Source organism: Stenotrophomonas sp. STEN033 (assembly GCF_056856655.1).
This window is the reverse complement of record NZ_JBXFWM010000040.1, coordinates 1-26,569: the sequence shown is the minus strand read 5'-3', so window position 1 is coordinate 26,569 and position 26,569 is coordinate 1. Positions and strand designations below refer to the sequence as shown.

General features: G+C 64.3%; 24 protein-coding genes. 17 read left to right on the top strand and 7 right to left on the bottom strand.

Annotated features, from left to right (window positions below):
- Positions 1-360: 360 nt before the first annotated feature.
- Positions 361-1,863 (bottom strand): aldehyde dehydrogenase, encoded by a 1,503-nt coding sequence (locus tag AC1VXC_RS13720; protein WP_481538916.1) that lies wholly within the window; start codon positions 1,861-1,863, stop codon positions 361-363.
- A 154-nt stretch (positions 1,864-2,017) separates the two neighbouring features.
- On the opposite strand from AC1VXC_RS13720, the gene AC1VXC_RS13715 reads away from it, so the two are divergent.
- The 8 genes from AC1VXC_RS13715 to AC1VXC_RS13680 all read left to right on the top strand — a co-directional run bounded on the left by AC1VXC_RS13715 (position 2,018) and on the right by AC1VXC_RS13680 (position 10,640).
- Complete coding sequence (locus AC1VXC_RS13715; protein ID WP_313493647.1) at positions 2,018-2,902, top strand: plasmid replication/partition related protein; 885 nt, start codon at positions 2,018-2,020, stop codon at positions 2,900-2,902.
- A 51-nt stretch (positions 2,903-2,953) separates the two neighbouring features.
- Positions 2,954-3,598 (top strand): DUF5671 domain-containing protein, encoded by a 645-nt coding sequence (locus tag AC1VXC_RS13710; protein ID WP_313493646.1) that lies wholly within the window; start codon positions 2,954-2,956, stop codon positions 3,596-3,598.
- A complete protein-coding gene (locus AC1VXC_RS13705) occupies positions 3,595-4,017 on the top strand; it encodes a hypothetical protein (protein ID WP_313169462.1) in 423 nt (140 codons plus the stop codon). Before AC1VXC_RS13710 ends, AC1VXC_RS13705 begins: the two co-directional genes overlap by 4 nt.
- Positions 4,018-4,020: 3 nt before the next feature.
- Entirely contained in the window at positions 4,021-5,307 is a 1,287-nt protein-coding gene (locus tag AC1VXC_RS13700; protein WP_481538917.1) for a DUF445 domain-containing protein, read from the top strand.
- A gap of 720 nt (positions 5,308-6,027) precedes the next feature.
- Positions 6,028-8,262, top strand: coding sequence for a TonB-dependent siderophore receptor (locus tag AC1VXC_RS13695; RefSeq protein WP_481538918.1), 2,235 nt, complete (start codon positions 6,028-6,030; stop codon positions 8,260-8,262).
- 109 nt (positions 8,263-8,371) lie between these two features.
- Positions 8,372-8,698 carry a DUF3649 domain-containing protein gene (locus AC1VXC_RS13690; RefSeq protein ID WP_481538919.1) on the top strand — a complete coding sequence of 109 codons (327 nt, stop codon included), beginning with the start codon at positions 8,372-8,374 and terminating at the stop codon, positions 8,696-8,698.
- Positions 8,695-10,311 carry a PepSY-associated TM helix domain-containing protein gene (locus tag AC1VXC_RS13685; protein ID WP_481538920.1) on the top strand — a complete coding sequence of 539 codons (1,617 nt, stop codon included), beginning with the start codon at positions 8,695-8,697 and terminating at the stop codon, positions 10,309-10,311. Before AC1VXC_RS13690 ends, AC1VXC_RS13685 begins: the two co-directional genes overlap by 4 nt.
- On the top strand, positions 10,308-10,640 hold the full coding sequence (locus AC1VXC_RS13680) for a DUF3325 domain-containing protein (protein WP_481538921.1): 333 nt from the start codon (positions 10,308-10,310) through the stop codon (positions 10,638-10,640). The genes AC1VXC_RS13685 and AC1VXC_RS13680 overlap by 4 nt, the downstream gene beginning before the upstream one ends.
- Before the next feature lie 378 nt (positions 10,641-11,018).
- Here AC1VXC_RS13680 and rlmKL read toward each other — a convergent pair whose 3' ends face one another.
- Both rlmKL and AC1VXC_RS13670 read right to left on the bottom strand, forming a co-directional pair.
- On the bottom strand, positions 11,019-13,157 hold the full coding sequence (gene rlmKL / locus AC1VXC_RS13675; RefSeq protein ID WP_312918089.1) for a bifunctional 23S rRNA (guanine(2069)-N(7))-methyltransferase RlmK/23S rRNA (guanine(2445)-N(2))-methyltransferase RlmL: 2,139 nt from the start codon (positions 13,155-13,157) through the stop codon (positions 11,019-11,021).
- Between the two features lie 132 nt (positions 13,158-13,289).
- Positions 13,290-13,817, bottom strand: a complete 528-nt coding sequence (locus tag AC1VXC_RS13670; RefSeq protein WP_481538928.1) for a hypothetical protein — start codon at positions 13,815-13,817, stop codon at positions 13,290-13,292.
- Positions 13,818-13,868: 51 nt separating this feature from the next.
- Between AC1VXC_RS13670 and AC1VXC_RS13665 the strand changes: the two genes are divergently transcribed.
- On the top strand, positions 13,869-14,432 hold the full coding sequence (locus tag AC1VXC_RS13665; protein ID WP_481538922.1) for an N-acetylmuramoyl-L-alanine amidase: 564 nt from the start codon (positions 13,869-13,871) through the stop codon (positions 14,430-14,432).
- 19 nt (positions 14,433-14,451) lie between these two features.
- Here the strand turns inward: AC1VXC_RS13665 and AC1VXC_RS13660 are convergent, their stop codons facing one another.
- The 3 genes from AC1VXC_RS13660 to AC1VXC_RS13650 form a co-directional block, all read right to left on the bottom strand.
- Positions 14,452-15,372, bottom strand: a complete 921-nt coding sequence (locus AC1VXC_RS13660) for a DUF1684 domain-containing protein (RefSeq protein ID WP_313169445.1) — start codon at positions 15,370-15,372, stop codon at positions 14,452-14,454.
- Positions 15,373-15,441: 69 nt separating this feature from the next.
- Positions 15,442-16,344: a sulfurtransferase gene (locus tag AC1VXC_RS13655; RefSeq protein WP_481538923.1), complete on the bottom strand. Its 903-nt coding sequence runs from the start codon at positions 16,342-16,344 to the stop codon at positions 15,442-15,444.
- The gene (locus AC1VXC_RS13650) at positions 16,341-17,144 is read right to left on the bottom strand and encodes a CoA pyrophosphatase (RefSeq protein WP_313169442.1); all 804 of its coding nucleotides are present in this window, start codon (positions 17,142-17,144) and stop codon (positions 16,341-16,343) included. Before AC1VXC_RS13650 ends, AC1VXC_RS13655 begins: the two co-directional genes overlap by 4 nt.
- 239 nt (positions 17,145-17,383) lie before the next feature.
- On the opposite strand from AC1VXC_RS13650, the gene AC1VXC_RS13645 reads away from it, so the two are divergent.
- Both AC1VXC_RS13645 and AC1VXC_RS13640 read left to right on the top strand, forming a co-directional pair.
- Positions 17,384-17,923: a post-PEP-CTERM-1 domain-containing protein gene (locus AC1VXC_RS13645; protein ID WP_313494217.1), complete on the top strand. Its 540-nt coding sequence runs from the start codon at positions 17,384-17,386 to the stop codon at positions 17,921-17,923.
- On the top strand, positions 17,920-19,608 hold the full coding sequence (locus AC1VXC_RS13640) for a PA domain-containing protein (protein ID WP_481538925.1): 1,689 nt from the start codon (positions 17,920-17,922) through the stop codon (positions 19,606-19,608). Before AC1VXC_RS13645 ends, AC1VXC_RS13640 begins: the two co-directional genes overlap by 4 nt.
- 368 nt (positions 19,609-19,976) lie before the next feature.
- On the opposite strand, the gene AC1VXC_RS13635 is transcribed toward AC1VXC_RS13640, so the two are convergent.
- Complete coding sequence (locus tag AC1VXC_RS13635; protein ID WP_313169427.1) at positions 19,977-20,678, bottom strand: FKBP-type peptidyl-prolyl cis-trans isomerase N-terminal domain-containing protein; 702 nt, start codon at positions 20,676-20,678, stop codon at positions 19,977-19,979.
- 170 nt (positions 20,679-20,848) lie between these two features.
- On the opposite strand from AC1VXC_RS13635, the gene AC1VXC_RS13630 reads away from it, so the two are divergent.
- The 6 genes from AC1VXC_RS13630 to pstS all read left to right on the top strand — a co-directional run bounded on the left by AC1VXC_RS13630 (position 20,849) and on the right by pstS (position 26,342).
- Complete coding sequence (locus AC1VXC_RS13630) at positions 20,849-21,631, top strand: enoyl-CoA hydratase/isomerase family protein (protein ID WP_313169425.1); 783 nt, start codon at positions 20,849-20,851, stop codon at positions 21,629-21,631.
- 7 nt (positions 21,632-21,638) lie between these two features.
- On the top strand, positions 21,639-21,998 hold the full coding sequence (locus AC1VXC_RS13625; RefSeq protein WP_313169424.1) for a hypothetical protein: 360 nt from the start codon (positions 21,639-21,641) through the stop codon (positions 21,996-21,998).
- A 65-nt stretch (positions 21,999-22,063) separates the two neighbouring features.
- The gene (nth, locus tag AC1VXC_RS13620; protein ID WP_481538929.1) at positions 22,064-22,777 is read left to right on the top strand and encodes an endonuclease III; all 714 of its coding nucleotides are present in this window, start codon (positions 22,064-22,066) and stop codon (positions 22,775-22,777) included.
- Between the two features lie 169 nt (positions 22,778-22,946).
- Complete coding sequence (locus AC1VXC_RS13615; protein ID WP_481538926.1) at positions 22,947-24,158, top strand: OprO/OprP family phosphate-selective porin; 1,212 nt, start codon at positions 22,947-22,949, stop codon at positions 24,156-24,158.
- A 270-nt stretch (positions 24,159-24,428) separates the two neighbouring features.
- Positions 24,429-25,205 (top strand): PA3715 family protein, encoded by a 777-nt coding sequence (locus AC1VXC_RS13610; RefSeq protein ID WP_481538927.1) that lies wholly within the window; start codon positions 24,429-24,431, stop codon positions 25,203-25,205.
- 117 nt (positions 25,206-25,322) lie between these two features.
- Positions 25,323-26,342 (top strand): phosphate ABC transporter substrate-binding protein PstS, encoded by a 1,020-nt coding sequence (pstS, locus tag AC1VXC_RS13605; RefSeq protein ID WP_313169419.1) that lies wholly within the window; start codon positions 25,323-25,325, stop codon positions 26,340-26,342.
- Positions 26,343-26,569 lie beyond the last annotated feature (227 nt).

Below are 26,569 nucleotides of genomic sequence, written 5' to 3'. Positions count from 1 at the left end.
CCAAAGCTCAACAGCCAACCCCTCCCCAGCCCTCCCCTTCGCTACGCGAAAGGGAGGGGGCAAAAGCCCCTCCCCTTTGGCGTAGCCAAGGGGGAGGCTGGGAGGGGGTAGCTTTTGCTGTTGCTTGCAGGGTTTCAAACGCAATAACCGAAGCTCAACAGCCAACCCCTCCCCAGCCCTCCCCTTCGCTACGCGAAAAGGAGGGGGCAAAAGCCCCTCCCCTTTTGGCGCAGCCAAGGGGGAGGTTGGGAGGGGGTAGCTTTTGCTGTTGCTTGCAGGGTTTCAAACGCAATAACCGAAGCTCAACAGCCAACCCCTCCCCAGCCCTCCCCTTGGCTTACGCCAAAGGGAGGGAGCAGATCAGCCTTCCAGATTGATCCAGGTCGCCTTCATCTCGGTGTATTTTTCGAAAGCGTGCAAGGACTTGTCGCGGCCATTGCCTGATTGCTTGTAGCCACCAAACGGCGCAGTCATGTCGCCGCCGTCCCAATAGTTCACCCATACGCTGCCCGCTCGCAGGCCACGCGCAACACGATGCGCACGCGACACGTCGCGCGTCCATACGCCGGCCGCCAAGCCATACTCGGTGTCATTGGCCAACTGCAAGGCGTGCTGCTCGCCATCGAACGCGATCACCGACAGCACCGGGCCGAATATCTCCTCGCGGGCGATGCTCTGTTGCGGACTGACTTCATCAAACACCGTCGGTTCGATGTAGCACCCGCCAGCAACGACATCCGCACGTTTGCCACCCAGCAATAGCCGCGCGCCTTCCGCGCTACCTTTCTCCACGTAACCAAGCACGCGCTGGGTCTGTGCTTCATCCACCATCGCACCCATGGCTGCCTTCGGCTCGAACGGATGCGCAGGTTGCATATGCCGGCCATGCTCGATCACCTTGGCGACAAACGCGTCCTTGATCGAACGCTCCACCAGCAGACGCGAACCGGCCGTGCACACTTCACCCTGGTTGTAGAAGATCGCGCTCGCCGCCGCCTCAGCTGCTTTGTCCAGATCATGCGCATCGGCAAACACGATGTTCGGGCTCTTGCCGCCGCATTCCATGTAGGCGCGCTTCATGTTGGACAGACCTGCACATTGCAGCAGCCGCTTGCCAACCGCAGTGGAGCCGGTGAACACCAAGCCATCCACGTCCATATGCAGCGCCAGCGGCTCGCCGGCGCCCTTGCCAGTGCCGGGCACCACGTTGAACACACCATCCGGAACACCGGCTTCGCTCACCAGCTCGGCGAAGCGCAAAGCGCTCAAAGGCGACTTCTCCGAAGGCTTGAGCACCACCGAATTGCCGGCCGCCAGTGCCGGCGCGATCTTCCAAGCTGCCATCAGCAAAGGGAAATTCCACGGCACGATGGCGCCGATCACGCCCAGTGGCTCGCGCGTGATCAAGCCCAATTCGTTGGCACCGGTCGGGGCCACTTCGCCGTACAACTTGTCCACCGCCTCCGCCGTCCACTGGATGCAGCGGATCACCCCACCGATATCCACCTGCCGTGCCTGCGCCACCGGTTTGCCCATGTCCAGGGTCTCGAGCAGGGCAAGCTCATCGGCATGCGCCTCCACCAGGGCCGCCAACTTCAGCAAGACCTGCTTGCGCCTGGCCGGCTTCAGTGCTGCCCAATGCCCCGCACTGAAACTGCGACGCGCCGCCGCCACCGCATGATCGATGTCGACCTGGCCAGCATCGGCGATCTGGCCCAGGACGCGCCCGTCAATCGGGCTGATGCAGTCGAAAGTGGCCCCCGATGCGGCGTCCACGTACTGCCCATTTATGAACGCGCGGGTGCGCAGCGACAGACGGTCGGCAAGGCTCTGCCACTGTTCACGGATATGGGGCGTGTTCATGAGTTTTCCCGGTTGCGAAGGCTTTGTTGCTGGCGTTCATGGTACGCCGACCACCGTAGGGCACCGACACGGACCTGTTATTTTCCGCAAATACAAGGGTTGGCCCCGGCTCGTGCTGGCTTCACAATGCCGCTCCACGTTTCTGGCAGCGCTCATGGACATCATCGTCAACGAAGAACTCAAGGCCTATATCGATCCGCTCACGCAGGACGAACACGACGCGCTGGAGCGCAGTCTGCTGGCCGAGGGTTGCCGCGACGCACTGGTGCTGTGGGGCGATGTACTGATCGATGGGCACAACCGTTACGGCATCTGTTCCAAGCATGGCATCCCGTTCAACACCGTGCAGAACACCCGCTTCAAGTCCATGGATGACGTGCACCTGTGGATGATCGAGCAGCACCTGGGCCGGCGCAGCGTCTCCGATTACCAGCGCGGCGTGCTCGCCCTGCGCAAGCGCGACATCCTGGAAACCCGCCGTCGGGCTGAACAGGAGCAACTGCGCCGTGAGAGCGACGGTGAAGCTGCGATCAACGACGCCAACAGCGATGCCGACACCCCGCCGTGGGAGCCCGCGCCCAAGCTGTCCAAGGCCGATCTGGCCCGCGAAGCCAAGCTCAGTCCCAGCCAGGTGACGATGATCGAGAAGATCCACGAGCACGCCGCCGCCGAGGTGATCGAGGCGATGCGCGTGGGCGCGATCTCGCTCAGTGCCGCCGCCACCGTGGCCAGCCTGCCGGAGGAAGAGCAGCGCGCGGCAGCCCGTGGCGGCAAGGATGAACTCAAGCAGGCCGCCAAGCGCGTGCGCGATGCCAAGCGCAAGCCCAAGCCTGCACGCGAGGATGCCGATGACGAAGCACAGCCGCTGAGCATGGCCGAAGCGGATGGCCTGGATGGCGCCGCCGAAAGCCCGGAAATGCAGGCCCTGCGCCAGCGCGTGGCTTCGCTTACCGCCGAGAACCAGGCCCTGCGCATGGAATTGGATGCCCTGCGCGCACGCATGCTGGCCGCCCAGGCAGAAGAGCCCATCGACGCTTGATTGCACTGAGCCGGCCGCCTAGGCTGCGTTCATCCCTGCAAGGAGCATGTGATGGCCTCGGCCTCCCCCGAACTTGAAGCTTTTGTCCGCGATGCCTTGATGCGCGGGCACAGCCGCCAGCAGGTCAGCAGCGCGCTGCTGGCCGCCGGTTGGAGCGAACAGCAGATCAGCGGCGTACTCGGCGGTTGGGCCGACGTTGATTTCCCGCTACCGGTACCACGCCCACGCGCCTCGCTGTCGGCTCGCGAAGCCTTCGCCTATCTGGTGCTGTTCAGTACCTTGTACTTCTTTGCCTGGAACCTGGGCAGCCTGCTGTTCCAGCTTATCCAGTACGCCCTGCCCGACCCGGCTGATCCCGATTGGCAGCTGATGCGCTTGAGCGGAGGTATCCGTTGGGCGATCTCGGCCTTGGTCATCGCCTTCCCGGTGTTCGTCTTCGCCGCCCACCGCGTCAGCCGCGACGTGGACAGGCATCCGATCAAGCGGCTGTCGCCGGTACGCCGCTGGCTCACCTATCTGACCCTGTTCGTGGCGGCCACCGTCCTGATCGGCGACCTCACCGCCCTGGTCTTCAACCTGCTCGGTGGCGACCTCAGCCTGCGCTTTGTGCTCAAGGTGCTGGTGGTGGGTGCCATCGCCGGCACGGTGTTCGGTTACTACCTGTGGGACCTGCGCCAAGAGGAGGTCGAGGCATGAGCCGCACTGCTTGGGGCACCCGCGTACTCTGGGCGACCGGCATCGTCACTGCAGCCGCAATTGCAGCCGGTGTCTGGGTGATCGATTCACCGTCGCAGCAACGACTCAAGCGGCTGGATGAGGCGCGTGTGTCGCATCTGCGCACGCTGGAAATCGCAGCCGGCAACTACTGGCGCGAGAACGATGCGCTGCCGCCGAATATCCTCGCGCTGGCCGCGCAACCCGGCATGGTCCTGACCTACAAGGATCCCGGCGGTGGGCCCGACTACCGTTACCGCGCCCTGGATCCCACCCATTACGAGTTGTGCGCGCAGTTCGATACCAGCACCGCGGACGGCCCCCAGCGTGCCGGCGAATGGGCGCACCCTGCAGGCAACCACTGCTTCCGCCGGGCGGTAAGCGCAAAGGACAGCGACTAAGCCGTGAGCCCACAGGACGATCCGCGCCGCGCGCAGTTGCGCCGCCTCAAGTTGTACGCGGTGGCAATGCTGCTGGCGATGCTGGCGGGCTTCGTCGTCAGCCACATCAACGGCGAACGCGGCATTTGGGCGTGGGTGGGTGCCTTCTGTGAGGCGGCCACGGTGGGCGCCCTGGCGGACTGGTTCGCGGTCGTGGCCTTGTTCCGGCGACCGCTGAACCTGCCGATTCCGCATACGGCCATCATTCCGCGCAACAAGGAACGCATCGCCGACAGCCTGGCGGTGTTCGTCCGCGACCATTTCCTGGAGCCGGAAGCACTGCTGGCCAAGCTGAAGGTGTTCGACCCCGCCACCCGCCTGGGCGAATGGCTGGCGCAACCGGCGCAGGCCAGGATGCTGGCCGGGATGGCACGCGGCTGGGCGGTGCAGGCATTGGACCTGCTCGACGAGGCGGCAGTGCGTCGTTCCATCCAGGGCTTCGTGGTGGCGCAGCTGAGGCAATGGAACGCTGCGGGAACCGCAGGTGAACTGCTGGGTCTGCTGACTGCCGACAACCGCCACCAGCGCGTGCTCGATGAAGGGCTTACCCGCATCGCCCATTGGCTGGACAACGACAAGGTACGACAACAAGCCTCGGCCTTGATCGTGCGTTACATCCGCAAGGAATGGCCCAAGCTGGCCAGCACCGTGGATTGGGTCAAGCCCATCGACGAGATCGGCGATTCACTGGCCGACAGGCTGGCGCGCGCCGGTCTGGAAGAGCTGCAGGCGATCCTGTCGCAGCCCGAGCATCCACTGCGGCAGGACTACGCTGCATGGATCGCCGATTACATCCGCCGCCTGCGCGACGATCCCGCCTTGGCTGCGAAAGTGGACGCACTGAAGCAGCAGGTGATCGATCACCCAGCTGTGCAGGAATATGTGCAGGGCTTGTGGCAGCGCGTGCATGACTATCTGCGCACCGACCTGTCCCGCGAAGAGTCGGTGCTGGCCGGCCACCTGGAACGCAGCCTTGGCAAGCTGGGCACCAGCATCGGCAGCGATCCGGCCCTGCGCGACGCGCTGAACCAGCACATGCTGGCGGGCGCGGAAAAGCTGACCAACCGCCTGCGCAGCGGCGTCACCAACCATATCGCCCAGACCGTGAAGGCATGGGATGAAAAGAAGCTGGTCGAACAGTTGGAGCTCAGCGTCGGCCGCGACCTGCAGTACATCCGTTTCAACGGGACGCTGGTAGGCGGCCTGATCGGCCTGCTGCTGCATGCCCTGACCGGCTGGCTGAAGTTCTGACCCCGCCACGGTAGGACCGGCAACGCTTGTGGGAGCGGCGTAAGCCGCGAAGCCGGTTCCCTGTCAGGCCACCGCGTTTCCGCGATCCGTACGAGCCAAGCGCATTTCCAGATTGCAACCGAACCGGTGATTGGACAGATCGTGAGCTTCGCGGCTGACGCCGCTCCTATACCAGCCGCGCTTCTTGTGGGAGCGGCGCAAGCCGCGAAGCTGAGATCCCATCCGGACGATACATGTCCTGCAACCCGTGCATTCCAACCACATCTCCGGATTTCGATCGAGCCAGTGATTGGACAGCTTGTGAGCCTCGCGGCTTACGCCGTTCCCACAAGCAATCCATGGCTTTTTTTAACACTTGCCACGATGCACAACGCGATCCATGGCAGCACCGAGAGATCACTTTCCTCCGCGAAAACATCGCACTCCAGAAAGTTCAACACTCTCAAAAGACAATTTAGCTTGCCCTCATAAATAAGAATGGTTATCGTTACGAACTAGGCCGTACGCCCAGCCCCTCGCGGCAGCGATGCACTGCATCCACCCGCCAAGCCCCGTGTACCCCCGATAGATACCAAGCCGCGCGACGCCAATGAGCGAACGCGCAGCGCATGCGGGCAGCACGCGGGAAACCTCTTCCGGCACCTCACACGCCAGTCGTGTAGCAGAGCCGTGGGCACTCCTCCTGTTGGCCGCACCACTTTCGCCACTCAGGAAACGCCGATGCATAACCCCCGTGCAACCACTCCGCTTTCGCTTTCACTGCTATCGACCGCGCTGGCGGTCGCTCTGGCTGGCAATCCGGCTTCCGCGCACGCAGAAGCACCTGCAGACAATGCAACCACGCTGGATGCCGTGAAGGTCGTCGCCGAAGGCGAGCTGGCGAACTCCTATACCGTCAAGCACGCCAAGACCGCGACCAAGCTGGACCTGTCACTGCGTCAGACGCCGCAGTCGGTCACTGTCATCACCCGTCAGCGGCTGGACGACATGGGTCTGTTCTCGCTGTCCGACGTGATGGGCCAGGTTACCGGCGTGCATGTGTCTGTCACCGACAGCGAGCGCATCAACTACGTCTCGCGCGGCTACAACATCACCAATTTCCAGGTCGACGGCATGCTCAACACGTTTGGTGGGTCGATCAAGACCAATACCGACAACGTGATCTACGAGCGCATCGAAGTGGTGCGTGGCGCCACCGGCCTGACTACCGGTGCAGGCGATCCGTCCGGCACCATCAGCTTCGTGCGCAAGCGTCCCACCGATACCGTGCAGATGGGTGCCAACCTGACGCTCGGCCGTTGGGGCAACCAGCGCATGGAGTTCGACATCGGCGGCCCGGTGGCCTGGGACGGTCGCATCCGTGCCCGCGCGGTCGCTGCCAAGCAGCAAAGCGATTCGTTCCGCGATGTCTACAAACTCGACAAGAATGTGTTCTACGGCATCATCCAGGCCGACGTCAGCAACAGCACCCTGCTTGAGCTCGGCTACGAGTACCAGTCGCCCGAGACCTCCGGCGTGACCTGGGGCGTGGTGCCTTACTGGGGTGTGGACGGCAAGCCGGCCAAGCTGCCGCGCTCAACCAACCTGTCGGCGTCGTGGAGCCAGTGGCCGATCGTCGAGAAGACCAGTTTTGCCCGCATCGAGCAGCAGCTCCGCGCCGGCTGGGCATTGAAGGGCAGCTTCACCCACGCCGACCGTGAAACCGATGGCAGCGTCTGGTACGGCGCCAATGGCTTCCCGCGCCCGGATGGCACCGGCGTCACCGCCTACCTCTCTCACTTCGCCGAACAGAGCACGATGGATGTGTTCGACGTGAACGTCGGTGGCAACTTCAAACTGTTCGGCCGCGAGCACGAGCTGGTGTTCGGTCTGGGCGAGTCCGTGCGCAAGGGCGAGTACCCGTCCATCACCATCCCCGACTATCCCGACGACTACGCGCAGGTGCCGGACTGGCGCAACTGGACCGGCAACATCCCGGAACTGCCGATCGTCCGCAACGGCTACCTGGGTTCGGAAGATGAATTGAAGCAGCGCGCTGCCTATGTCGCCGCCCGCCTGCAGTTGGCTGACCCTCTATTGGCCGTCGCCGGTGCCCGCTACAGCACCTGGGAGACCAAGACCTGGCGTTACAGCTACGACACCGCCGGCAACCGCACCGGTACCACCCGCACTGGCTACAAGCCGGAGAACACGCTTACCCCGTATCTTGGCCTGATCTACGACATCAACAAGTACTTCAGCGCCTACGCCAGCTATACCGACATCTTCCAGCCGCAGAACTACCGCGACAAGAACAACAGCTACCTGGAGCCGGTGGTCGGCGACATGTGGGAAGCCGGCTTCAAGGCTGAATTCTTTGATGGCCTGCTCAGTACCTCGGCCGCCATGTTCAAGGGCGTCAAGGACAACGTCGCCGAACTGGACGACAGCGTACCGGTGAACTCGTTGCCCGATGGTTCCAGCGCCTACCGTTCCACCGGCAAGGGCAACAAGGTCAAGGGTTGGGAAGTCGAAGCACAGGGCAGCCTGGGCGAGCATTGGAACCTGTCGGCCGGCTTCGCCCATACCACCACTTACAGCCAGGCAGGCGTTCGCCAGAACACCACCACCCCGGTGGACACCTTCCGCCTCAACACCAGCTGGCGTCCGGGCGGTGCCGAAGGTCGCTTCTGGCTGGGCGGCGGCGCCACCTGGCAGAGCGAAATCTGGCGCAACAGCAGCAAGCCCGCCGCCGACTACCTGACCAGTGGCCGCACCGTAAGTGCGCGCATCACCCAGGACTCGTTCTACCTGCTGAACCTGTCGGCGGGCTACCGCTTCAACCAGAACTTCAGTGCCCAGCTCAACGTCAACAATCTGCTGGACAAGGCGTACTTCAGCAACGTGGGCTTCTACAACGGCGTGTACTGGGGTGAGCCGCGCAATGTGCTGCTGACCCTGCGCTGGAAGCTCTGATCCCTCCAGGGAAACCACTGCGACGCAGTGGCGGCCAGGGACGGCCGACTTACACCACGCCACCGGCACCGCCGGTGGCGTCCGTATTGATCCGACTATGCAGGTCTCCGTGGACAGCACGCCTCTCGCCAGCCCCTGGTACACCCGTTTTGGCAGTTTCCTCGCACGCCCCTGGCTGGGTGTGTTGTCGCGCTCGCTGGCCGCCATCGTTGGCGGCTATGCCTTGGCCGCCACTTGTTCGATGTTCTTCGCGGTGGCCTTGCCGATCGCCCGCAGCCAGGCGGTGCTGACCGGCATGCTGGTCGCTATCGTGTTGTGCGCCTGCGCCGCGTTGTGGGCGTTCGCCACCCGCAGCGCTTTGCGTGCCTGGGTCGGCATCCTGGTCCCGACCGCGCTGTTGTGGCTGGGTACCCAGTGGTTGGGAGCTGCCGCATGAAGAACGGATTCCGCCAATCGATGGCGTGGCTGCATACATGGACCGGTTTGCTGGTCGGTTGGTTGCTGCTGCTGATCTTCATGGCTGGCACCGCCAGCTATTACCGCGAGGAGATCAGCCGCTGGATGCGGCCTGAGCTGCCGCGCAGCACGGTCAGTGCCGACCAGGCCGCCGCCAATGCACTGGCCTTCCTGCAGCACAAGGCACCGCAAGCCGAAAGCTGGAATGTCAGTTTGCCCGACACACGCAATCCGACCATGCGCACGTTCTGGCGCAACCCCGAATCCATGGTCAAACCGCCAGCCGAGGGTGAGAAGCGTCGCCGTCGTGGCGGCGGCCGCTTTGGCGACGCCACCCTCGATGCCAACACCGGCCAGGAAGTCAGTGCGCGCGAAACCCGTGGTGGCGATTTCTTCTATCGCCTGCATTTTGACCTGCACTACATCCCGGTGATCTGGGCACGCTACATCGTCGGTTTCTGCGCGATGTTCATGCTGGTGGCCATCATCAGCGGCGTCATCACCCACAAGAAGATTTTCAAAGACTTCTTCACCTTCCGCCCGCAGAAGGGACTGCGCTCCTGGCTGGATTTCCACAACGTCAGCGCGGTGATGGCACTGCCCTACCACGCCATGATCACCTACACCGGCATCGTCACCTTGATGTTCCTGTACCTGCCGTGGGGCGTGAAATCGGCCTATCCGAACGACGAGGACGCCTTCTTCAGCGAAGCCTTCGCGCGCATGGCCGAAGTGGAATCCCCGGCACAAGGCACGGCGGTGCCCGTGCCGATCCAGCAATTGATGGACAGCGCGCGCAAGCAGTGGAACGGCGCCGATATCGCCGGCTTCACTGTGTACCGGCCCGGCGCGGCGAACGCGGTGGTCGACATCCAGCAGCGCGATGGGAAGCGCCCGTCGATAGACACGCCTTCGCTGCGCTATGACGCAGTCAGCGGCCAGTTGCTGGAAGCCAGCCCTGGCGCCGGTGGCGCGACGCAGACGCGTGGCGTGATGTACGGCCTGCACCTGGCACGCTTCGCGGACTGGGGGCTGCGCGCCCTGTTCTTCCTGTCCGGCCTGATCGGCTGCCTGATGGTGGCAAGCGGCGTGGTGCTGTGGGCGGTGAAGGAGCGGCCCAAGCATGCCAAGTCCGGCAAGACCGGTTTCGGCCTGCGCCTGGTCGATGCCTTGAACATTGGTGCCGTCGCCGGTTTGCCGGTCGCCTTCGCCGCTTATTTCTGGGGCAACCGCTTGTTGCCTGTGCAACTGGCCGAACGTTCGGCTGCAGAGGCCAATGTGTTCTTCTGGGCCTGGGGCGCTGCCCTGCTGGCGGCTTTCGTCTGGCCCAAGCGGATGATGTGGGCCTGGCAGCTGTATGTCGGCGCAGCCTTGTTCGCGCTGATCCCCCTGCTCAATGCCTCGACCACGAATGCGCATCTTGGCGCGAGCATTGCCGCCGGCGACTGGGTATTGGCCAGCTTCGACCTGTGCATGATCGCCTTCGGCGCGATGCTGGCCTACTGCGGCTGGCGCATGCAGCACTGGCAGCCACCGTTGAGTGCCGCGGAGAAAAAGCGCAGGCAACAAGCGGCTGCGGAGGCGAGCGCATGATGCTGCTTGTCCTGGGTATGTCGTTCGCCGCCTTTGTTGCGCTGTCCTTTGCGATGGAAAAGCACCAGTTGGACCTTTACGGCAAGGCTGCTGCGAGCACTGCACGCATGCAGCTGTGGCGCTGGTTAGGCTGGGGCCTGCTGACCGCCGCATTCGCGCTGTGCGTGTGGCGACACGGCTGGGCGCTGGGGCCGGTGTGGTGGTTGGGTGCGATGACGGTCGCCGGCCTGCTATTGGCTTTCGGCCTGTACCCCTACCGGCCGCGCTGGATAGCCCCTTTGGCGTGGGTGTTGCCGGTAGCCGGATTGGCGGCAGCAAGCCTTCTGTAGAGCCGAGCCATGCTCGGCTGGGACGTTACCAGCCAGGGCGAGAAGCACCCCTCCCCAGCCCTCCCCTTCGCTGCGCGAAAGGGAGGGAGCATGGTAGTGCCGAGCCATGCTCGGCTGGGGCATTGCCGAGCAAAGCAAAAGCACCCCTCTCCAGCCCTCCCCTTCGCTGCGCGAAAGGGAGGGAGCACCGGTAGCGCCGAGCCATGCTCGGCTGGGGCATTACCGAGCAAATCAAAAAAACACCTCTCCAGCTCCCCTTCGCTGCGCGAACGGGAGGGAGCACGGTGGGCGGCGGTTTTATCGGGCAGGCCTCTGCCGAGCATGGCTCGGCACTACCGGCGAGCGCTGAGCATGGCTCGGCACTACAGGTGCGGCGGTTTAGACCCGGCGCAGTTCCCAGGCGCGGTGGATGCGGGCGTTGCGCTCGAAATCCGGGCCGATGGTCTGCGCGGAGATTTCGCGGCAATGCGCGAACTCGGCAATGGCGTTCTCTTCCAGCTTGAAGCGGCGGAAGTTGTTGGAGAAATACAGCACGCCATCGGAAGTCAGACGCGCCATCGCTGCACGCAGCAGGCGCACATGCTCGCGCTGGATGTCGAAATCGTCGGCACGCGCCGAGTTGGAGAAGGTCGGCGGGTCGCAGAAGATCACGTCGTAACGGTTTTTCTCCGCTTCCAGCCAGGTCACCGCATCGGCCTGCACCAGGGTGTGCTGGCTGCCGCCCTTGCCGTTGAGCGCGAGGTTGTCGGCACACCATTGCAGGTAGGTACCGGACAGATCCACGCTGGTGGTCGAGCTGGCGCCAGCAACTGCCGCTTCCACGCTGGCCACGCCGGTGTAGCAGAACAGGTTGAGGAAGCGCTTGCCGCGCGCTTCCTGCGCCATGTGCGTGCGCAGCGGGCGGTGGTCCAGGAACAGGCCGGTGTCCAGGTAATCGAACAGATTCACCCGCAGCAGCGCATCGTTCTCGCGCACCAGGATGAACTCGCCGCGCTGCTCGAAACGACCATACTTGCTGCCGCCCTTGCCACGCTCACGTGACTTCAGCGCGACCTGCTCGGCCGGCACCTGGAATACCTCGCGCGCGGCAGCCAGCAGTTCATTGCGGCGACGGCGCACGTCCACGTCCGGAATGGTGGCCGGTGCGGCATATTCCTGCACATGCAGGAAGGTGCGGTTCTTGCCACCGTCCTCGCGGTAGACGTCGATGGCGGCCGCGTATTCCGGCAGGTCGGCATCGTAGGCGCGGAAGCAGGTGATGCCCTCGCGCGACAACCAGTTCTTGTACTTCTTCAGGTTCTTGCGCAGGCGGTTGGCCACCATCTGCGCGCCTTCGCTGAGTTCGCGCGGCTGGCCGGCGTTCTCGCGCTCGGGCACGGCAATCGGGTCACAGACGATCAGCGCGCATTCGATGGCGCCATTGAACATCTGGTACTTCTTGGCCGCACGCAGGCCGGTGGCGAAGGCCAGGTCGGCGCTGCCGCACAGCAGGCTTGCACGCCAGGTGGGCACCGCACGCTTGAGCGCATCACCAATACGGCGATACAGCACGGTGTCGGCGGCCAGGCGTTCATCGTAAGGGGGATTGCAGACCACGCAGCCGGTTTCCTGCGGCGGCACCTGCACGTCGGCCACGTCCCGCACGCCGAACCAGATGGCCTCGCTGACGCCCGCCACCTCGGCGTTTTCCTTGGCCGCACGGATTGCCGCCGGATCGATGTCGCTGCCGTGGATGACCTGCTTGAGCGCGGCACGACCGGCCTGCTCGCGCTCGCGCGCTTCGGCCATCAGTTCCTTCCACTGCGCCTGGTCAAAACCACGCCAGCGGCTGGGCGGGATGCTGCCGTGGCGCTGCAGGCCCGGCGCAACATCGGCGGCCATCAAGGCGCCTTCGATCAGCAAGGTGCCGCTGCCGCACATCGGGTCGAGCAGGCCACCGCCTTCGGCATGGATCTTCGGCCAGTTGGCGCGCAGCAGCACGGCGGCAGCCAGGTTTTCCTTCAGCGGCGCGTCGTTCTGCGCCATGCGCCAACCACGGCGGTGCATCGGGCCACCGCCCAGGTCGATGGAGATGGTGGCCCTGCCCTTGCGCAGCGACAGGTTGATGCGCACATCCGGGAACTCGACGTTCACCGACGGCCGCTCCATGCCCTGGTCACGCAGGCTGTCGACCACGCCGTCCTTGACCCGCTGCGCGGCAAAGCGCGCGTGGGTAATGGCGGTGCCGGACACATGCGCGTCCACCGACAAGGTCAGCTCCGGGCTGATGTGCTGGTCCCACGGCATTGCCGCCACGCCCTGGTACAGCGAGTTCTCGTCCGGGCAGTCGAATTCCTGCAGCGGCCACAGCACGCGGCTGGCCAGGCGCGACCACAGCACCACCCGCTGCGCGTCGCGCAGCTCGCCCTCGGCATTGACGCCGGCAATGGTGGCGGTCGCCCGCGGCAGGCCCATCGCCAGCAGTTCGTCGGCGAGCAGGTATTCAAGGCCCTTGGCGCAGGAAACAAAGAAATTCACGGGAGATATCAACTTTCGAAGAGGGAATCGGGCCAGCCAGGCGGGCAGGCACGGTGGCCGGCCCCGGGGCATCCAGGGCCGCTATTGTAGGCAGTTGCCCGCCGCGCCGTCGGAATCGGCCGGCGGCGGCGTTCACAAACCGCGCAGCAAGGCCTCGAAGGCCTGCGCCGAGGCGTCCACATGGCGCATCAGGCGGTGGCCGTCATCGACCAGCAGCAGCCGCGCCCTGCGCTCGGCGACCCAGGCGATCACGTCGGCGGCCGGGATCAGCTCGTCGTTCCAGGCGTGGACCACGCTGATCGGCACCGACGCCGCGTCCAGCGCCGGCATCGGACCCATCGTGGTGGGCGGCACCATCAGGAACAGCCCGGCCACCGGCACCTGCAGCGAGGTGATCGCCGAGATATAGGCGCCCAGGCTGGATCCGCCCAGCACCAGCGGGCCACGCGCCGCCATCTCGGCCGCGCGTTCGACCAGCCGCTGCAGGCGCGCCGGCACATCGCCGACCCGGCTGATCTCGTGCCTGGCGTCCAGGTCGGTGTAATCCGGGCGTTCGTGGCTCCAGCCCAGGCGTTCGGCCACCTCGGCCAGCGCGGTGACCTTGGTGGCGTCGGGGCCGCTCTCGAAGCCGTGCGACAGGATGCAGTGGCCGCGACTCATGGCTGGCGGCAGGTCATGGGGAAATTCATGGGTGAATGCTAGCATCCACCCATGCACCTGCCGCCACCCATCATCGCCAAACCGCTGCCCTACGAACACCTGCTGGCGCAGCGCAAGCCCACCGACATCGACCTGGTGGTGATCCACTGCACCGAACTGCCGGACCTGGCCACCGCGCGCGAGTATGGCGAGCGCGCCCTGTACGACAACGGCAGCGGCAACAGCGGCCATTACTACATCGACCGCGATGGCAGCATCCAGCAATACGTGGCCCTGGACCGGGTGGCCCACCACGTGCGCGGTATCAATCCGCGCTCGATCGGCATCGAGCTGGTCAACAACGGGCGCTGGCCAAACTGGTTCGACTCCAACCACCAGACCATGACCGAGCCCTACCCGGAAGCGCAGATTGCAGCGCTGGTACGCCTGCTGGAGTGGTTGCCACAGGCAGTACCGTCACTGCGCTACATCGCCGGCCACGAGCAATTGGATACCGCCCTGGAACCTGCCAGCGACAATTCCAGCCTGAGTGTGCAACGCAAACTCGATCCCGGTCCGCTATTCCCCTGGGAGCTGGTGCTGCGTGCCGTCGAGCTGCAGAGAATGCCGGGCTGACTGCTGTCCCGGCAGCTGCCTACTGCGGCAGGTACTGGAATTTCTCGCCCGCCGTCACCGCCAGATCAAGCCGGTTGATCGCAGGTGCGATCGGGCAAACCACATGCGGGGTGAACGCGCAGGGGGGATTCTCGGCACGATTGAAGTCCAGTTCCACGACGCCATCCGTGGGCATTTCCGCATACACATAACGCGCACCGCCATACGTCTCGCGGCCGCTGGTGCGGTCGGAAAGCAGGAAGAACAAGCGCCGCGACGGCGGTGCGGACTCATCCAGCACCGGCTGCAGGTGATAGCTGCGCCCGCCAATCTCGAACACCGCCTCGCCCGGCACCAGCGCCGGCAACGGCGTGCCGATCGAGGTCAGCAGGACGGCCTGTTTGGGTGCCGGGAACGGCCGCCATTGCGCGCGGATGTTCCATTTCGGGTCGACTGGAAAGTGTTCGATGCCGCTGAATCCCAGCCGTCGCGGCGACTGCGGATCGCGATAACGCCACCCCAGGATGCTGCCGGTGCGCACCAGGTAGAACTCCGCGTCCCCCACTTGAACGCGACTGGCCTCGTTGACATGGGCGACGCCGGGAATCAGGACCGCCCGCAACAGCGGCTCTCCCGCCATCTGGGCGCCAGCGCGCGCATCCGCAGCGATTGTTGCCAGGCCCTCGCGGTCCACCTGCAGCATCCCCAGCTCGGCCGGGCCACCGGGCAGTACCACGTCATTGGCGGCGGCACTGCCCACGCTGTACGTCCCGGCCTTGAGGCGGCCGGAACCGGTGTAGCTGAGCCAGCCATCGGGCGCACGCAGGCTGGCCAGACGCTTCGCCCGCCACTGCTCCACATCACGCAGGTATTGACGCGCAGCATCGCCCGACAAGCCATTGCCGGGCGCATTGCATGCCCCCAGAACCGCCGCCAACAACGCCACCGCTAGCCATTTCAATGAACGCACGCTTCCCCCGAAGCATTCATACCCATCGGCACCGCCCCCACTACGCGGCGTACTGACAACTCAGGCGGTAGCCACCGGCCTGCCTGCATCGCTGCACCAGCCACTCCAGGAATCACTGAACACCCGCAGCCCCGGCATCCCGGCATGCGCGAACGCCAACGCCAAATGGCATGCGGTAACCCCCGAACCGCACATCACGGCCACCTGTGCCGGCGCCTGCCCTGACAGCAGCGGCGCCAATTCCGCACGCAGCTCCTGCACGGGTCGGAAACGACCATCACGCAGATTCATGCCGAACGGTCGGTTCAACGCTCCCGGCACATGCCCGGCCACCGGATCCAAGGGCTCGACTTCGCCGCGATAACGCTCGCCGGCACGCGCGTCCAGCAACCACGCCGGCGTCTGTGACAAGCGCGCCTGCACTTCATCGACACTGACCACCTGGGCCATATCAAACCGCCCGGGGTAGGCCGGCAAGGCAGGAACCGCAGCCGGGGTCGCATCCAATGCATGCCCCGCTGCCTGCCAAGCGGCCAGGCCGCCATCAAGTACAGCGACCTTGTGGTGGCCGATCAGGCGCAGCAACCACCACAGGCGCGCTGCGGCCATGCTGCCATCGGCCGCATCGTAAACCACCACCTGGGTATCCGGCCCGATCCCCCAGTCGCCGAGGCGTGCGGCAAAAACCTCGCTGTCCGGCAGTGGATGCCGGCCATGCCCTTGCTTGCGCATGTCCGACAGGTCGCTTTCCAGATCGGCATGGATCGCACCGGGAATATGCCCCGCCGCGTAGCCGGCCCCACCGGCGTTTTTGTCGGCCAGCGAATAGCGCGCGTCGACCACCCGCAGCGCGGTACTGGCGGTGGCGCGTGCGTCGACCACGCGCCATTCGGGTCGGGCCAGGGCGTGGGCCAGGTCCGCCACATCAATCAACGTGGTCCACGAATAAGCGGTCGCGCTCATGCCTGCTGCTCCAATCGACGGCGAAGGTTGTAGAGGATGGCTGCAGTCGCGCCCCAGATGCGCTGCCCGGGCCAGCTGTATTCCATGACATGACGGACACGTCCGCCATGCTCGATGTCCACCCTTCGCAGATTTGCCGGGTCCATCAGGTAATCCAGCGGTACTTCAAAGACCTCGGCCACCTCGCCGGGCTCAGGCCGCGCAATGAATGCCGGATCCACCACCGCGACTACCGGCGTCACCCGGAACCCGGTAATGGTGATGAAGGGATCCAGGTAGCCCAGGGCCAGCACCTGGCTGCGGGCCAAGGCGATCTCCTCGTCACTCTCGCGCAGAGCGGCGGCCAAGGGGTTGCGATCGACGGTTTCGATGCGGCCACCGGGAAAACCCACTTGTCCACCGTGGTTGCGCAGTGCTTCGGTGCGTCGAGTCAATATCACCTGGGTCCCCTGCGGCCGCGGCACCAGTCCCGCCAATACTGCCGCTTCCACCGGCGGCCCGGGGGGCAACAGATCTTCCAGTTCGGAACGGTTCCAGCCCTGTCCAGTGGGTGCCTGGGTGAGTGGCATCAAGGCTTTCTGCAGCCGATCACGGTCCTGCAGCTGATCCGCAAATGCCGCGGCGTGTCGTGAGCGCCCTGGTAGTTCCTGTGTCATGACCCGACGCCGCTCGTCCTCGCTCATGCGCATCCAGCCACCGATCTCGGCACCACTGCGCCAGCAACCACGGCAATAGCCCTGCTCATCAAGCGCGCAGATGCCAATACAGGGGCTGGAGATGACACGAGCAGGAGCATCCATCAATTCAAACATCACGCTAGCGTAGCGCGAGGGGGACCCTGTGAACCAGCTTCCAGCGGCTGATCGCCCGCCTTTTGCGTTGCAACGATGGCAATGTCGGCGACGTCGACCACTCCCATTCAGCGAAACCGTTCGCCGAAGGTCCACATTTATTTTGTGATGCAGTTCAAATTGTGGTTGAGCGGCGGTTCATCTACGGGCACACTCCGATTGCCGACAGGGGGAACACGAACCATCCGATGCGCATGACGCGCGTTCGATCAGCGTGGCTGTTCGACACCCGCCTCGCCCGCATATGGATGGAGCCTTATCGCTTTTCACTCTGTAAGCGGAGCCCGGAAATGAGAATGGCAAAACCCTCCTTGTTGTTATCGGCGCTGGCCTTGACCGCCAGCCTTTCAGTACAGGCCCATGAGCCGCCAACGGACGGCAACCCAAGTTCCCCTACCGAAAGCGGCATGGTTGCCGGCATCGATGCCAAGACCGGCAAACTGCGCAAACTCACGGATACTGAAATCAGGGCACTTTCCGACAAGGCCAACGCCATGCCGTCGGCAAGCCGCAGCGCCGCCGGAGCCAACGCCGCGTGGGCACGCATTCCGCAGACCGGCACCGAGGCCGCCAAGACCATACGGCTACAGAGCAACGGCATGAGCACCGCCGACCTGCCCCTGTCGGCAATGAATTCGTTGAGCATCGAACGCACTGCCACTGGCGAAGTGCGGATCCTGGAGAACGGCGACCCGCTTTCGCATGGCAGGCAGGAGGTGTCCGAATGAAGACCTTGCTGCTTTCGGCCGTCATCGGCACCTGCCTGCTCGGCGCCACCGCGCACGCCGCCATCATCACCCCCATCAACCAGGACCCTGCTGGCAAGGGCCTCAACGACCCCACCCTGCGCGCACCGGAAGGCGGCAATCCCGGCAAGACGGTGGGCGAGCAACGCCGCATCGTCTATCAGTTCGCCGCCGATCTGTGGGGCGCTGTATTGCAGAGCGACGTGGAGACGTTCGTCGGCGCAAGTTTCCAGGACCTTGCCTGCACGGCTACCGGCGGCACACTGGGCTCGGCCGGCGCCTCATGGATCGCAACTACGCCACCGACAGCGACCGAACTGGGCATGATCTACCACGCCCCGTTGGCCAACGCCCTCAATGGCAGCCGCATCACCATCAGCAGTGCCGGCACCGACATCACCAGCCGCTTCAACAACAATCTGGGCGGCAGTAATCCCGATGGCACACCGTGCATGACCGGTTCGGGCTGGTATTACGGCCTGGACGGCAAAGCACCCGATGACCGGGTCAGCTTCCTCGACGTGGTGATGCATGAGATCGGCCACGGCCTTGGTTTCTCCGGCTTCGTCGGTTACACCACTGGCCGCCTGGGCGAACGCATCGGCATCCCGCAGTACTACGGGTATTCGGATGTCTATACCGAGAACGCCTTCGACAACCTGTCGGGCAAGCGTTTCACCGAAGCCAGCATGACCAACGCGCTGCGCGCTACATCCATCAAGACCCGTGGCGCACCGGCCTGGAATGGCGCAACCACCAGGGCACAAACGCCGCTGTGGCTGGACCCGGCGGTGGTGCTGTCGGTCAACGGCAGCAGCGTGGTCACGCAGTTCTTCGGCACGGCCTCGTTTGGCCCGCCAGCTACTCCGGCCAACTTCGCCGGCGCAGTCGCCATTGCCAACGATGGCACTGGTGCCGATACCGCGGATGCCTGTGAAGTGATTCCTGCCGGCAGTCTCAGCGGCAAGGTTGCCTATATCAATCGTGGCGGTTGCGCATTCGAGATCAAGGCGGCCAACGCCCAGGCAGCGGGTGCAGTCGCGGCGATCATTGGCAATGTTGCCAGTTCCGGCGACCCGGGCACCGCACCCGGCATGGCCGAAGACCCCAGCGTCAACGCCACCATCCCGACCCTGAGCGTCAATCTCGCCGATGCCAACCTGATCAAGGCTGCCGCACAGGCCGGTACCGCGTTGACCGCGTCGCTGGGAGAGGTTGCCGGACGCTACGCCGGTGCCGACGCCAGCGGGCGCCCACTGCTGTACGCCCCGGCCGTGGTTGCCAGCGGCTCGACCTTCTCGCACTTTGAAAGCGTGCTGATACCGGATGCACTGATGGAGCCAGCCAACAGCCCCAACACCGACGCCGGACGCATGGTCGACCTCACCCTGGCGGCTTTCGTCGACGAAGGCTGGAGCTTGAATGCAGGCACGGCACGCATCGGCAGCTGCGACACGGGGGTAAAGTTGTTCAAGAACCCGGGGTTGATTGCGGGCGCCAATGTGCAGGCGCAGGACCGCCTGTGCCGGACCACCGCCAACGGCAACCGTGCGCTCTACCTGCGTTGCATGAACGATACCGCGGCTTCGCTGAAAGCCGTCAATCTGATCAGTACAGTTGAACAGGCGGGTATACGTACCTGCGCTGCCAAGGTGACTACGCCGTAAATCCAGATCACGCATAGTGTGCAGGCAGTGCCGAGCCATGCTCGGCAAGACGCTACCAATTGCACCTGCAGATCGTCCACAATCAGCTCGGGAGTGAAAAAAGAGTCGGCGCCTCGATGGCGCCGGCTCTTCTTCGTTTTACACAGCATCGGTGGCCACTGCCCCAGCAACCAGTCAGCTTGCAATGCTCAGCCCCGCGGCCTTGCGCGTGCACTGGACCGCTCGTTGACGAAGAAACGCTGCTGCTGATTTCGCGGGTAAAGCCTTTGCCGAGCATGGCTCGGCACTACCGGCAAACCAATGCGGATTCGGAAAAAAGAAAGCGCCGGTGTTGCCACCGGCGCTTTCATTACATCACTGGCGCGCTATTACTTGACGCTGACCAGCTTGATCTCGAACTGCACAGCCACGTTCGGCGGGAACGGGGTGCGCGGGTCGGCACCGTAGGCCTTGTCCGGCGGCAGGGTGACTTCCCACTTGGCGCCGGCCGGCATCTGCAGCAGGGTTTCACGCATGGCCGCCATCTCGACTTCGCTCAGCTTGATCGACGGGATCGACTGCGCCGGGCGGGCTTCGGTCGGACGCTGGCCGTACGGGAACGGACCGGCAACTTCCAGGGCGACGGTGCTGGCCTGGGTCGGCTTGGCACCGGCACCGGCTTCGATCACGCGGTACTGCACGCCGCTGGCCAGGGTCTGCACGCCGGCCTTGGCCTTGTTGGCAGCAATGAACTGGTCACTACGGGTCTTGTTTTCAGCAGCAGCCTTTTCGTACTCGGCCTTGGCAGCCTGGGCACGGCCCTGCTCACGACGCTGGAACGCTTCAACGGCGGGCTTCAGCTGGTCAGCGGTGATTGCCGGCTGCTTCTTGGCGTAGGCATCCTGCAGGCCTTTCACCACCGAAGCGATGTCCAGCTGTTCGCCACGACCAGTGAGTTCGGCCAGATTGTTGCCGTAGTCATAGCCGAAGTAATAGCTCAGCTTGCCCTTTTCGGACGCGATGTCCTGGGCGAAAGCGGTGCCGGTGACGGCCAGGGCGGCCACGGCGACCGCGATAGAACGCAACTTCATCAAACAGTTCTCCAGGAATGGTGTCTCAGGGCAAGCATGCCGCTAGAGGCGACGGGTTAGGATAGCCGTCACAAAGGCTGTCCGCCACTGACGACGCTCACCTATGACCGCCGTTGGTTCAAAGAGTTCCATTCCTCACTTTTTTTTAACGTTTTGAGGCTTTCCCCTATATGTCCGATGCCCCGGTTTCGATCAGCACCCACGCAGGCGTACGCACCATCACCGTGCAGCGCCCGGAAAAGCTCAATGCCCTCAACCGGCTGACCCTGGAAACCCTGGACGCCGCCTTTGCCGAGGCGGCGCTGGCCGAGGACGTAAGAGTGATTATCCTGACCGGCGCTGGCAGCAAAGCCTTCGTTGCCGGAGCGGATATCTCGGAAATGAACACGCTCACCCCGGTTCAGGGCCGTGACTTTTCGCTGGTGGGGCAGCGCCTCATGCGCCGGATCGAACGCCTGAACAAGCCCGTCATCGCCATGGTGAACGGCTTCGCACTGGGTGGCGGCATGGAATTGGCCATGGCCTGCCACCTGCGCATCGCCGCCGACAGCGCCAAGGTCGGTCAGCCAGAGATCAACCTGGGCCTGGTACCGGGTTTTGGCGGCACGCAGCGCCTGCTGCGTCTGGCCGGCCGTGCGGCCGCGCTGGAACTTTGCCTGCTGGGCGCACCGATCAGCGCCGAGCGCGCCCAGCAGTTGGGCCTGGTCAACCGCGTGGTGCCGGCCGCCGAGCTGGAAGCAGAGACCACCAAGCTGGCAGAGCAGTTGGCCAATGCGGCCCCGCTGGCGTTGCGCGGCATTCTGGATGCGATCAACGTTGGCGGCGAATGCGGGATCGAGGAAGGATTGGAGTATGAAAGCGCGCAGTTCGGCCTGGTGTTCTCCACCGACGACATGCGCGAAGGCACCAGCGCCTTCCTGGAACGCCGCAAGCCGGAATTCAAGAATCGTTGAGTTGTCCATGTCCAACCCAAGCGCCACACCCCGCCAATTGCTGCAATTCGTACTGGACGATGATCTGGATGCGGCGCTGCGCGCCGGGCTGATGGACTACCTGCCGCAGCCCGGCGACGAACGGCTGGATCCCGCCTACCCGCAGCTGCCACAGCAGTTGCAGCAGGCCCAGCAGCAGCTGCGTACGGCCTGGGCCGCGCGTGAGCGCCATCACGCCCGCGCCGCGCGACTTGAACGTCGCGATGCCGAGCGGCAGGCGCGTCGTGCACCACCGCCTGCAGCTGACAGCAAGCCCGCCCTACCCTCTGCGGCGGCAGCAATCCTGGCCCGGGCCAAGGCACGAGCGGCAGAGAAGTCAGGCACATGACGGCAGTGGCAGTGAAGAAAACAACGACGAAAAAAGCCACCGCAAAGAAGATCGGTGCCAAGAAGATCGCGGTAAAGAAGGCTCCGGCAAAAAAGCCCGCGGCGGTGAACGCTACGTCCACACGTGGCAGCAAACGCATGAATGCCGCCGAAGTGCTGGAAATGTTCACCCGCTTGCGTGAGCTCAATCCACATCCAACCACCGAGCTGGAGTACGGCTCACCGTTCGAACTGCTGGTGGCGGTGACCTTGTCGGCACAGGCAACCGATGTCGGCGTCAACAAGGCCACCCGCAAGCTGTTCCCGGTCGCCAATACCGCCCAGGCCATCCTCGCCCTGGGCGAGGACGGGCTCAAGCCGTACATATCCACCATTGGCCTGTTCAACGCCAAGGCCAAGAACGTGATTGCCGCCTGCGCGATCCTGGTTGAAAAGTATGGCGGCGAAGTCCCTGCCGAGCGTGCCGCACTGGAAGCCCTCCCCGGCGTCGGCCGCAAGACCGCCAATGTTGTGCTCAACACCGCCTTCGGGCAGTCGACCATGGCGGTGGATACGCACATCTTCCGTGTCGCCAACCGCACCGGCTTGGCACCCGGCAAGGATGTGCGTGCCGTCGAGGATGGCTTGATGAAGGTCATCCCGGAAGAATTCCTGCAGGATGCACATCACTGGCTGATCCTGCACGGACGCTATGTCTGCAAGGCACGCAAACCGGACTGCCCGCAATGCGTGATCCGCGACCTCTGCCACTTCAAGGACAAGACCGCCGACGCTGCGTGAACGTCGGCGGCTGCCATCTGTACGACACTTTCCCGTAACAGCCACAAGGCCCAATACGCAGGGCCTTGTGCCACAAGGCCAAAGCTGGTCGCCGAACTGTCACATTTACGCAATCTTTACGCCCTAGCCTTCGCAGCAACCTCCAACCGCCTGCAAGGCTACCCACCCAATGAAACTGCATCGCCAACTCCTCACCGCGGCCGTGGCTGCTGCACTGTTCGCGCCGGCTGCACACGCTGAAGTCGCCATCGACGTTATTGGCGGTTCCGAAATCACCTTCGAAGGCCTGGTCCAGGCCGACGGCAACTGGTTCAGCAATGACAAGGCCGACTTGAACGGCAACACCGGCAAGAACGGCAAGGACAGCGAATTCGAGCTGCGTCGCGCCGAGCTGGTGCTGAAGGGCAAGGGCCCGGGCAACATCGAGTGGGTGGTCGGCTACGACGCCAAGGCTGACAAGTTCCTCGACACCAACGTCAAGTACAAGCTGGGCGGCAACAGCAACCACTTCCTGCAGGCCGGCCAGTTCAAACAGCCGAACAGCCTGGAAGAACTGTCCAGCACCAAGAACAACGACTTCATCTCCAAGGCTACCGTCACCAACACCTACGCGGTTGCCCGCCGCCTCGGCGTGGGCTACGGCATGGGCGATGCCAACTGGTCGGTCACCGCCTCGGCCTTCGGCCGCGAGCTGACCCGCGACCTGGCCCATGGTAGTGGCTATGGCGTGCGCGGCACCTTCGCCCCGATCAATGAGAAGGGCAACATCCTGCACCTGGGCCTGAGCTACGTCGACTACGACACCGACGCCGATCTGCTGCGCCTGCGCGCCCGCCCGAACGCCGACCTGGCCACCGTGCGCCTGGTCGATAGCGGCGACCTGAAGGACACCGACCGCCTGAGCACCATCGGCGCCGAAGCCATGTACGTGCGCGGCCCGTTCAAGGCCCAGGGCGAGTACTACAGCTCCAAGGCCAAGCGTTACGACCACGCCAACTACAGCAGCGACGGCTACTACATCAGTGGCGTGTGGAACGTCACCGGCGAGACCTGGGGCTACAAGGGCGGCACCCCGAGCCTGGGTCTGCCGGATGAGCCGGGCCGTGGCATGTGGCAGCTGGGCGCGCGCTTTGATCACATCGATCTGAACGACGGCGGCCTGAAGGCCCCGGCCGTGGTCGGCGGCACCCCGCTGGTGGACGGCGTGCTGGGCGGCAAGATGGACATCTGGACCGTGGGTGCCAACTGGTACTGGCGTTCCAACTTCAAGGCCTCGCTGAACTATGTGATGGTCGACAGCAACAAGTACTCCTCGTCCAGCAAGAAGTTCGTCAGCGACAAGCCGGACATCCTGGAAGCCCGCCTGCAGTTCTTCTGGTAAGCAGCGGCTGTATGCACTGCACGAACGCCCCGCAAGGGGCGTTCGTCGTTGCAGCGCCTGTGACTTTGTAGGAGCGGCGTAAGCCGCGAAGCTGATACTGCCGATGCGCAGGCGATTGTCGCAATCTGGAAGTGTGTCGGCTTCGCGGCTTACGCCGCTCCTACAAGGGCCAGGGCACGAGCGCTTCCGCAGGTTGAAGCTGTGTAAGCTTGGGCGCTCACGTCGCGCCCACAACACATTATGTGGAGCGCACACCGAATGGACGGACCCATGCGCACCTGCCTGCTCGTACTGTTGCTTTCCCTGCCCTTCACCAGCGTCGCCCAGGACTGTGGTGACGCCGCCGCGCGCATCACCCGGGCCTATCAACAACGCGACACGGCCATCCTGCCCGCGCGGCCCGGTTGGGCCATCGATGCCAGCCGTGGCGCCTGCCGGGTTTGGCCAGCCGATACCCGCCTGACCTTGATCGCGGTACCACTGCTGGGGCCGGAAGAAGCCAATGGCGACGTGCAGGCTGGCGACCTGGACATCCTGGTCATCGACAGCAACACCCTGCAGGCGCGGGCCGCCCTGCGCTTGGCCGACGCTGTCAGTAGCGATGCGATCCGCGTTGACGGCATCTACCTGGATACCGCCCGTTATCGGCTCGATGCCGATACCCGCGCCTTCGGCGTGCGCGTCACCCGCAGCGGTTCCTCACGTGCCAATCCGTTCGGTGAGGAACAGCTGCAGTTGTTCGTCCACGACGGCAGCCGCCTGCAGGCAATCACCAACCCCATCGTCATGCAAAGCAATGGCGGCGAATGGGACACCAACTGCACCGGCGAATTCCAACAACGCAGCCGCACCCTCGAGGTTGGCCCGACACCAGCCCAGGGTTGGGCGACCCTGTATATCCGCGAACGCGGCGAGGACACCGAACAACGTGAAGATGCTGGCGGCAACTGCAGCGAAACCCGCACAGCACTGCCAGCCAAGCGATACACCCTCACTCCACAACGCCAGCACTACCCGCTGCCGGACACGGTGAAGGCCGTATTCTGAGCTCATGAAACGCTGTCATGCATACGTCATATGACAGACGCTGCACTGTCATCAAATCGTTATGGAATAGGCGCCGGGCGGAACTCACCGCACATTCACACCTCCCAGGAGCCACTTGTGATCCACGCCATCAAATCGCGCGCAGCCGTTGCCATCCTCGCTGCGTCGTCCGTCTTCGCCGCCAACGCTGCCGATGTCACCGGCGCCGGCGCGTCCTTCATCTACCCGGTCATGTCGAAGTGGTCGGCCGATTACAGCGCCGCCACCAGCAAGCGCGTAAATTACCAGTCCATCGGCTCGGGCGGCGGTATTGCCCAGATCAAGGCCAACACGGTTGACTTCGGTTCCTCCGATGCCCCGCTGAAGCCGGAAGAACTGGCCTCGGCCGGCCTGGTGCAGTTCCCGTCGGTGATCGGCGGCGTGGTGCCGGTGCTCAACGTGCCGGGCGTGGAAGCGGGTGCGATGAAGCTGGACGGCCCGACCCTGGCCAACATTTTCCTGGGCAAGATCAGCAAGTGGAATGATCCGGCGATCGTCGCCCTGAACGCAGGCCTGACCCTGCCGGACACCAAGATCACCGTCGTGCACCGCTCTGACGGTTCGGGCACCACCTTCAACTTCGTCAACTTCCTGTCCAAGGTCAACGCCGACTGGAAGACCACCGTCGGTGAAGGCACCAGCGTCCAATGGCCGGTCGGCATCGGCGGCAAGGGCAACGAAGGCGTCGCCGCCTACGTCAAGCAGATCCGGGGCTCGATCGGCTATGTCGAGTTCTCCTACGCACTGCAGAACCGTCTGACCTTCTCGCGCATGAAGAATGCCGCAGGCAACTTCGTGCAGCCGCGTGACGAAACCTTCTCGGCTGCTGCCGCCAGCGCAGACTGGGCGAACGCGCGTGACTTCTACCTGGTGATGACCAACGCCCCGGGTGAGCAGGCCTGGCCGATCACTGCCACCAACTTCATCCTGATGCGCAAGCAGCCGAAGACGGCCGAAGGTGCCAAGGCCGCGGTCGAATACTTCCGCTGGATCTATGCCAATGGCGACGCCCAGGCCCGTCAGCTGGACTACGTGCCGCTGCCGGATACGCTGGTCCGCCAGATCGAAACCTACTGGCAGCAGAACCTGCGTTACTGAGTGAAGAGCCGGCGGGACCCTCTCCCCCGCCGTCTCAAGCGCGGGTCACGTGGTCCGCGGGTTTTTTTTTTTTTTTTTGTGCGGGCCCGCCCCCGCCCCCCCAGGCGGGGAACCCCCACCCCCCTTTCCCGCCCCCCCTGGGTGGGGGTTGTCTATCCGGGCAACCCCCCGCCCGAGCTGGCCCCGGCACTACCCTTCGGCATTGTCGCGACCGCCCCCCCCTGTAG

What these genes read in the sequence shown, in the direction of transcription:
- AC1VXC_RS13635 (WP_313169427.1), bottom strand. Translation starts at nt 20,678, where the DNA reads ATGAAGTTGCGTTCTATCGCGGTCGCCGTGGCCGCCCTGGCCGTCACC.
- AC1VXC_RS13705 (WP_313169462.1), top strand. Translation starts at nt 3,595, where the DNA reads ATGAGCCGCACTGCTTGGGGCACCCGCGTACTCTGGGCGACCGGCATC.
- AC1VXC_RS13610 (WP_481538927.1), top strand. Translation starts at nt 24,429, where the DNA reads ATGCGCACCTGCCTGCTCGTACTGTTGCTTTCCCTGCCCTTCACCAGC.
- AC1VXC_RS13715 (WP_313493647.1), top strand. Translation starts at nt 2,018, where the DNA reads ATGGACATCATCGTCAACGAAGAACTCAAGGCCTATATCGATCCGCTC.
- AC1VXC_RS13650 (WP_313169442.1), bottom strand. Translation starts at nt 17,144, where the DNA reads ATGGATGCTCCTGCTCGTGTCATCTCCAGCCCCTGTATTGGCATCTGC.
- AC1VXC_RS13615 (WP_481538926.1), top strand. Translation starts at nt 22,947, where the DNA reads ATGAAACTGCATCGCCAACTCCTCACCGCGGCCGTGGCTGCTGCACTG.
- AC1VXC_RS13655 (WP_481538923.1), bottom strand. Translation starts at nt 16,344, where the DNA reads ATGAGCGCGACCGCTTATTCGTGGACCACGTTGATTGATGTGGCGGAC.
- AC1VXC_RS13710 (WP_313493646.1), top strand. Translation starts at nt 2,954, where the DNA reads ATGGCCTCGGCCTCCCCCGAACTTGAAGCTTTTGTCCGCGATGCCTTG.
- AC1VXC_RS13695 (WP_481538918.1), top strand. Translation starts at nt 6,028, where the DNA reads ATGCATAACCCCCGTGCAACCACTCCGCTTTCGCTTTCACTGCTATCG.
- AC1VXC_RS13680 (WP_481538921.1), top strand. Translation starts at nt 10,308, where the DNA reads ATGATGCTGCTTGTCCTGGGTATGTCGTTCGCCGCCTTTGTTGCGCTG.
- AC1VXC_RS13640 (WP_481538925.1), top strand. Translation starts at nt 17,920, where the DNA reads ATGAAGACCTTGCTGCTTTCGGCCGTCATCGGCACCTGCCTGCTCGGC.
- AC1VXC_RS13670 (WP_481538928.1), bottom strand. Translation starts at nt 13,817, where the DNA reads ATGAGTCGCGGCCACTGCATCCTGTCGCACGGCTTCGAGAGCGGCCCC.
- AC1VXC_RS13630 (WP_313169425.1), top strand. Translation starts at nt 20,849, where the DNA reads ATGTCCGATGCCCCGGTTTCGATCAGCACCCACGCAGGCGTACGCACC.
- AC1VXC_RS13645 (WP_313494217.1), top strand. Translation starts at nt 17,384, where the DNA reads ATGCGCATGACGCGCGTTCGATCAGCGTGGCTGTTCGACACCCGCCTC.
- AC1VXC_RS13625 (WP_313169424.1), top strand. Translation starts at nt 21,639, where the DNA reads ATGTCCAACCCAAGCGCCACACCCCGCCAATTGCTGCAATTCGTACTG.
- AC1VXC_RS13685 (WP_481538920.1), top strand. Translation starts at nt 8,695, where the DNA reads ATGAAGAACGGATTCCGCCAATCGATGGCGTGGCTGCATACATGGACC.
- AC1VXC_RS13720 (WP_481538916.1), bottom strand. Translation starts at nt 1,863, where the DNA reads ATGAACACGCCCCATATCCGTGAACAGTGGCAGAGCCTTGCCGACCGT.
- AC1VXC_RS13665 (WP_481538922.1), top strand. Translation starts at nt 13,869, where the DNA reads ATGCACCTGCCGCCACCCATCATCGCCAAACCGCTGCCCTACGAACAC.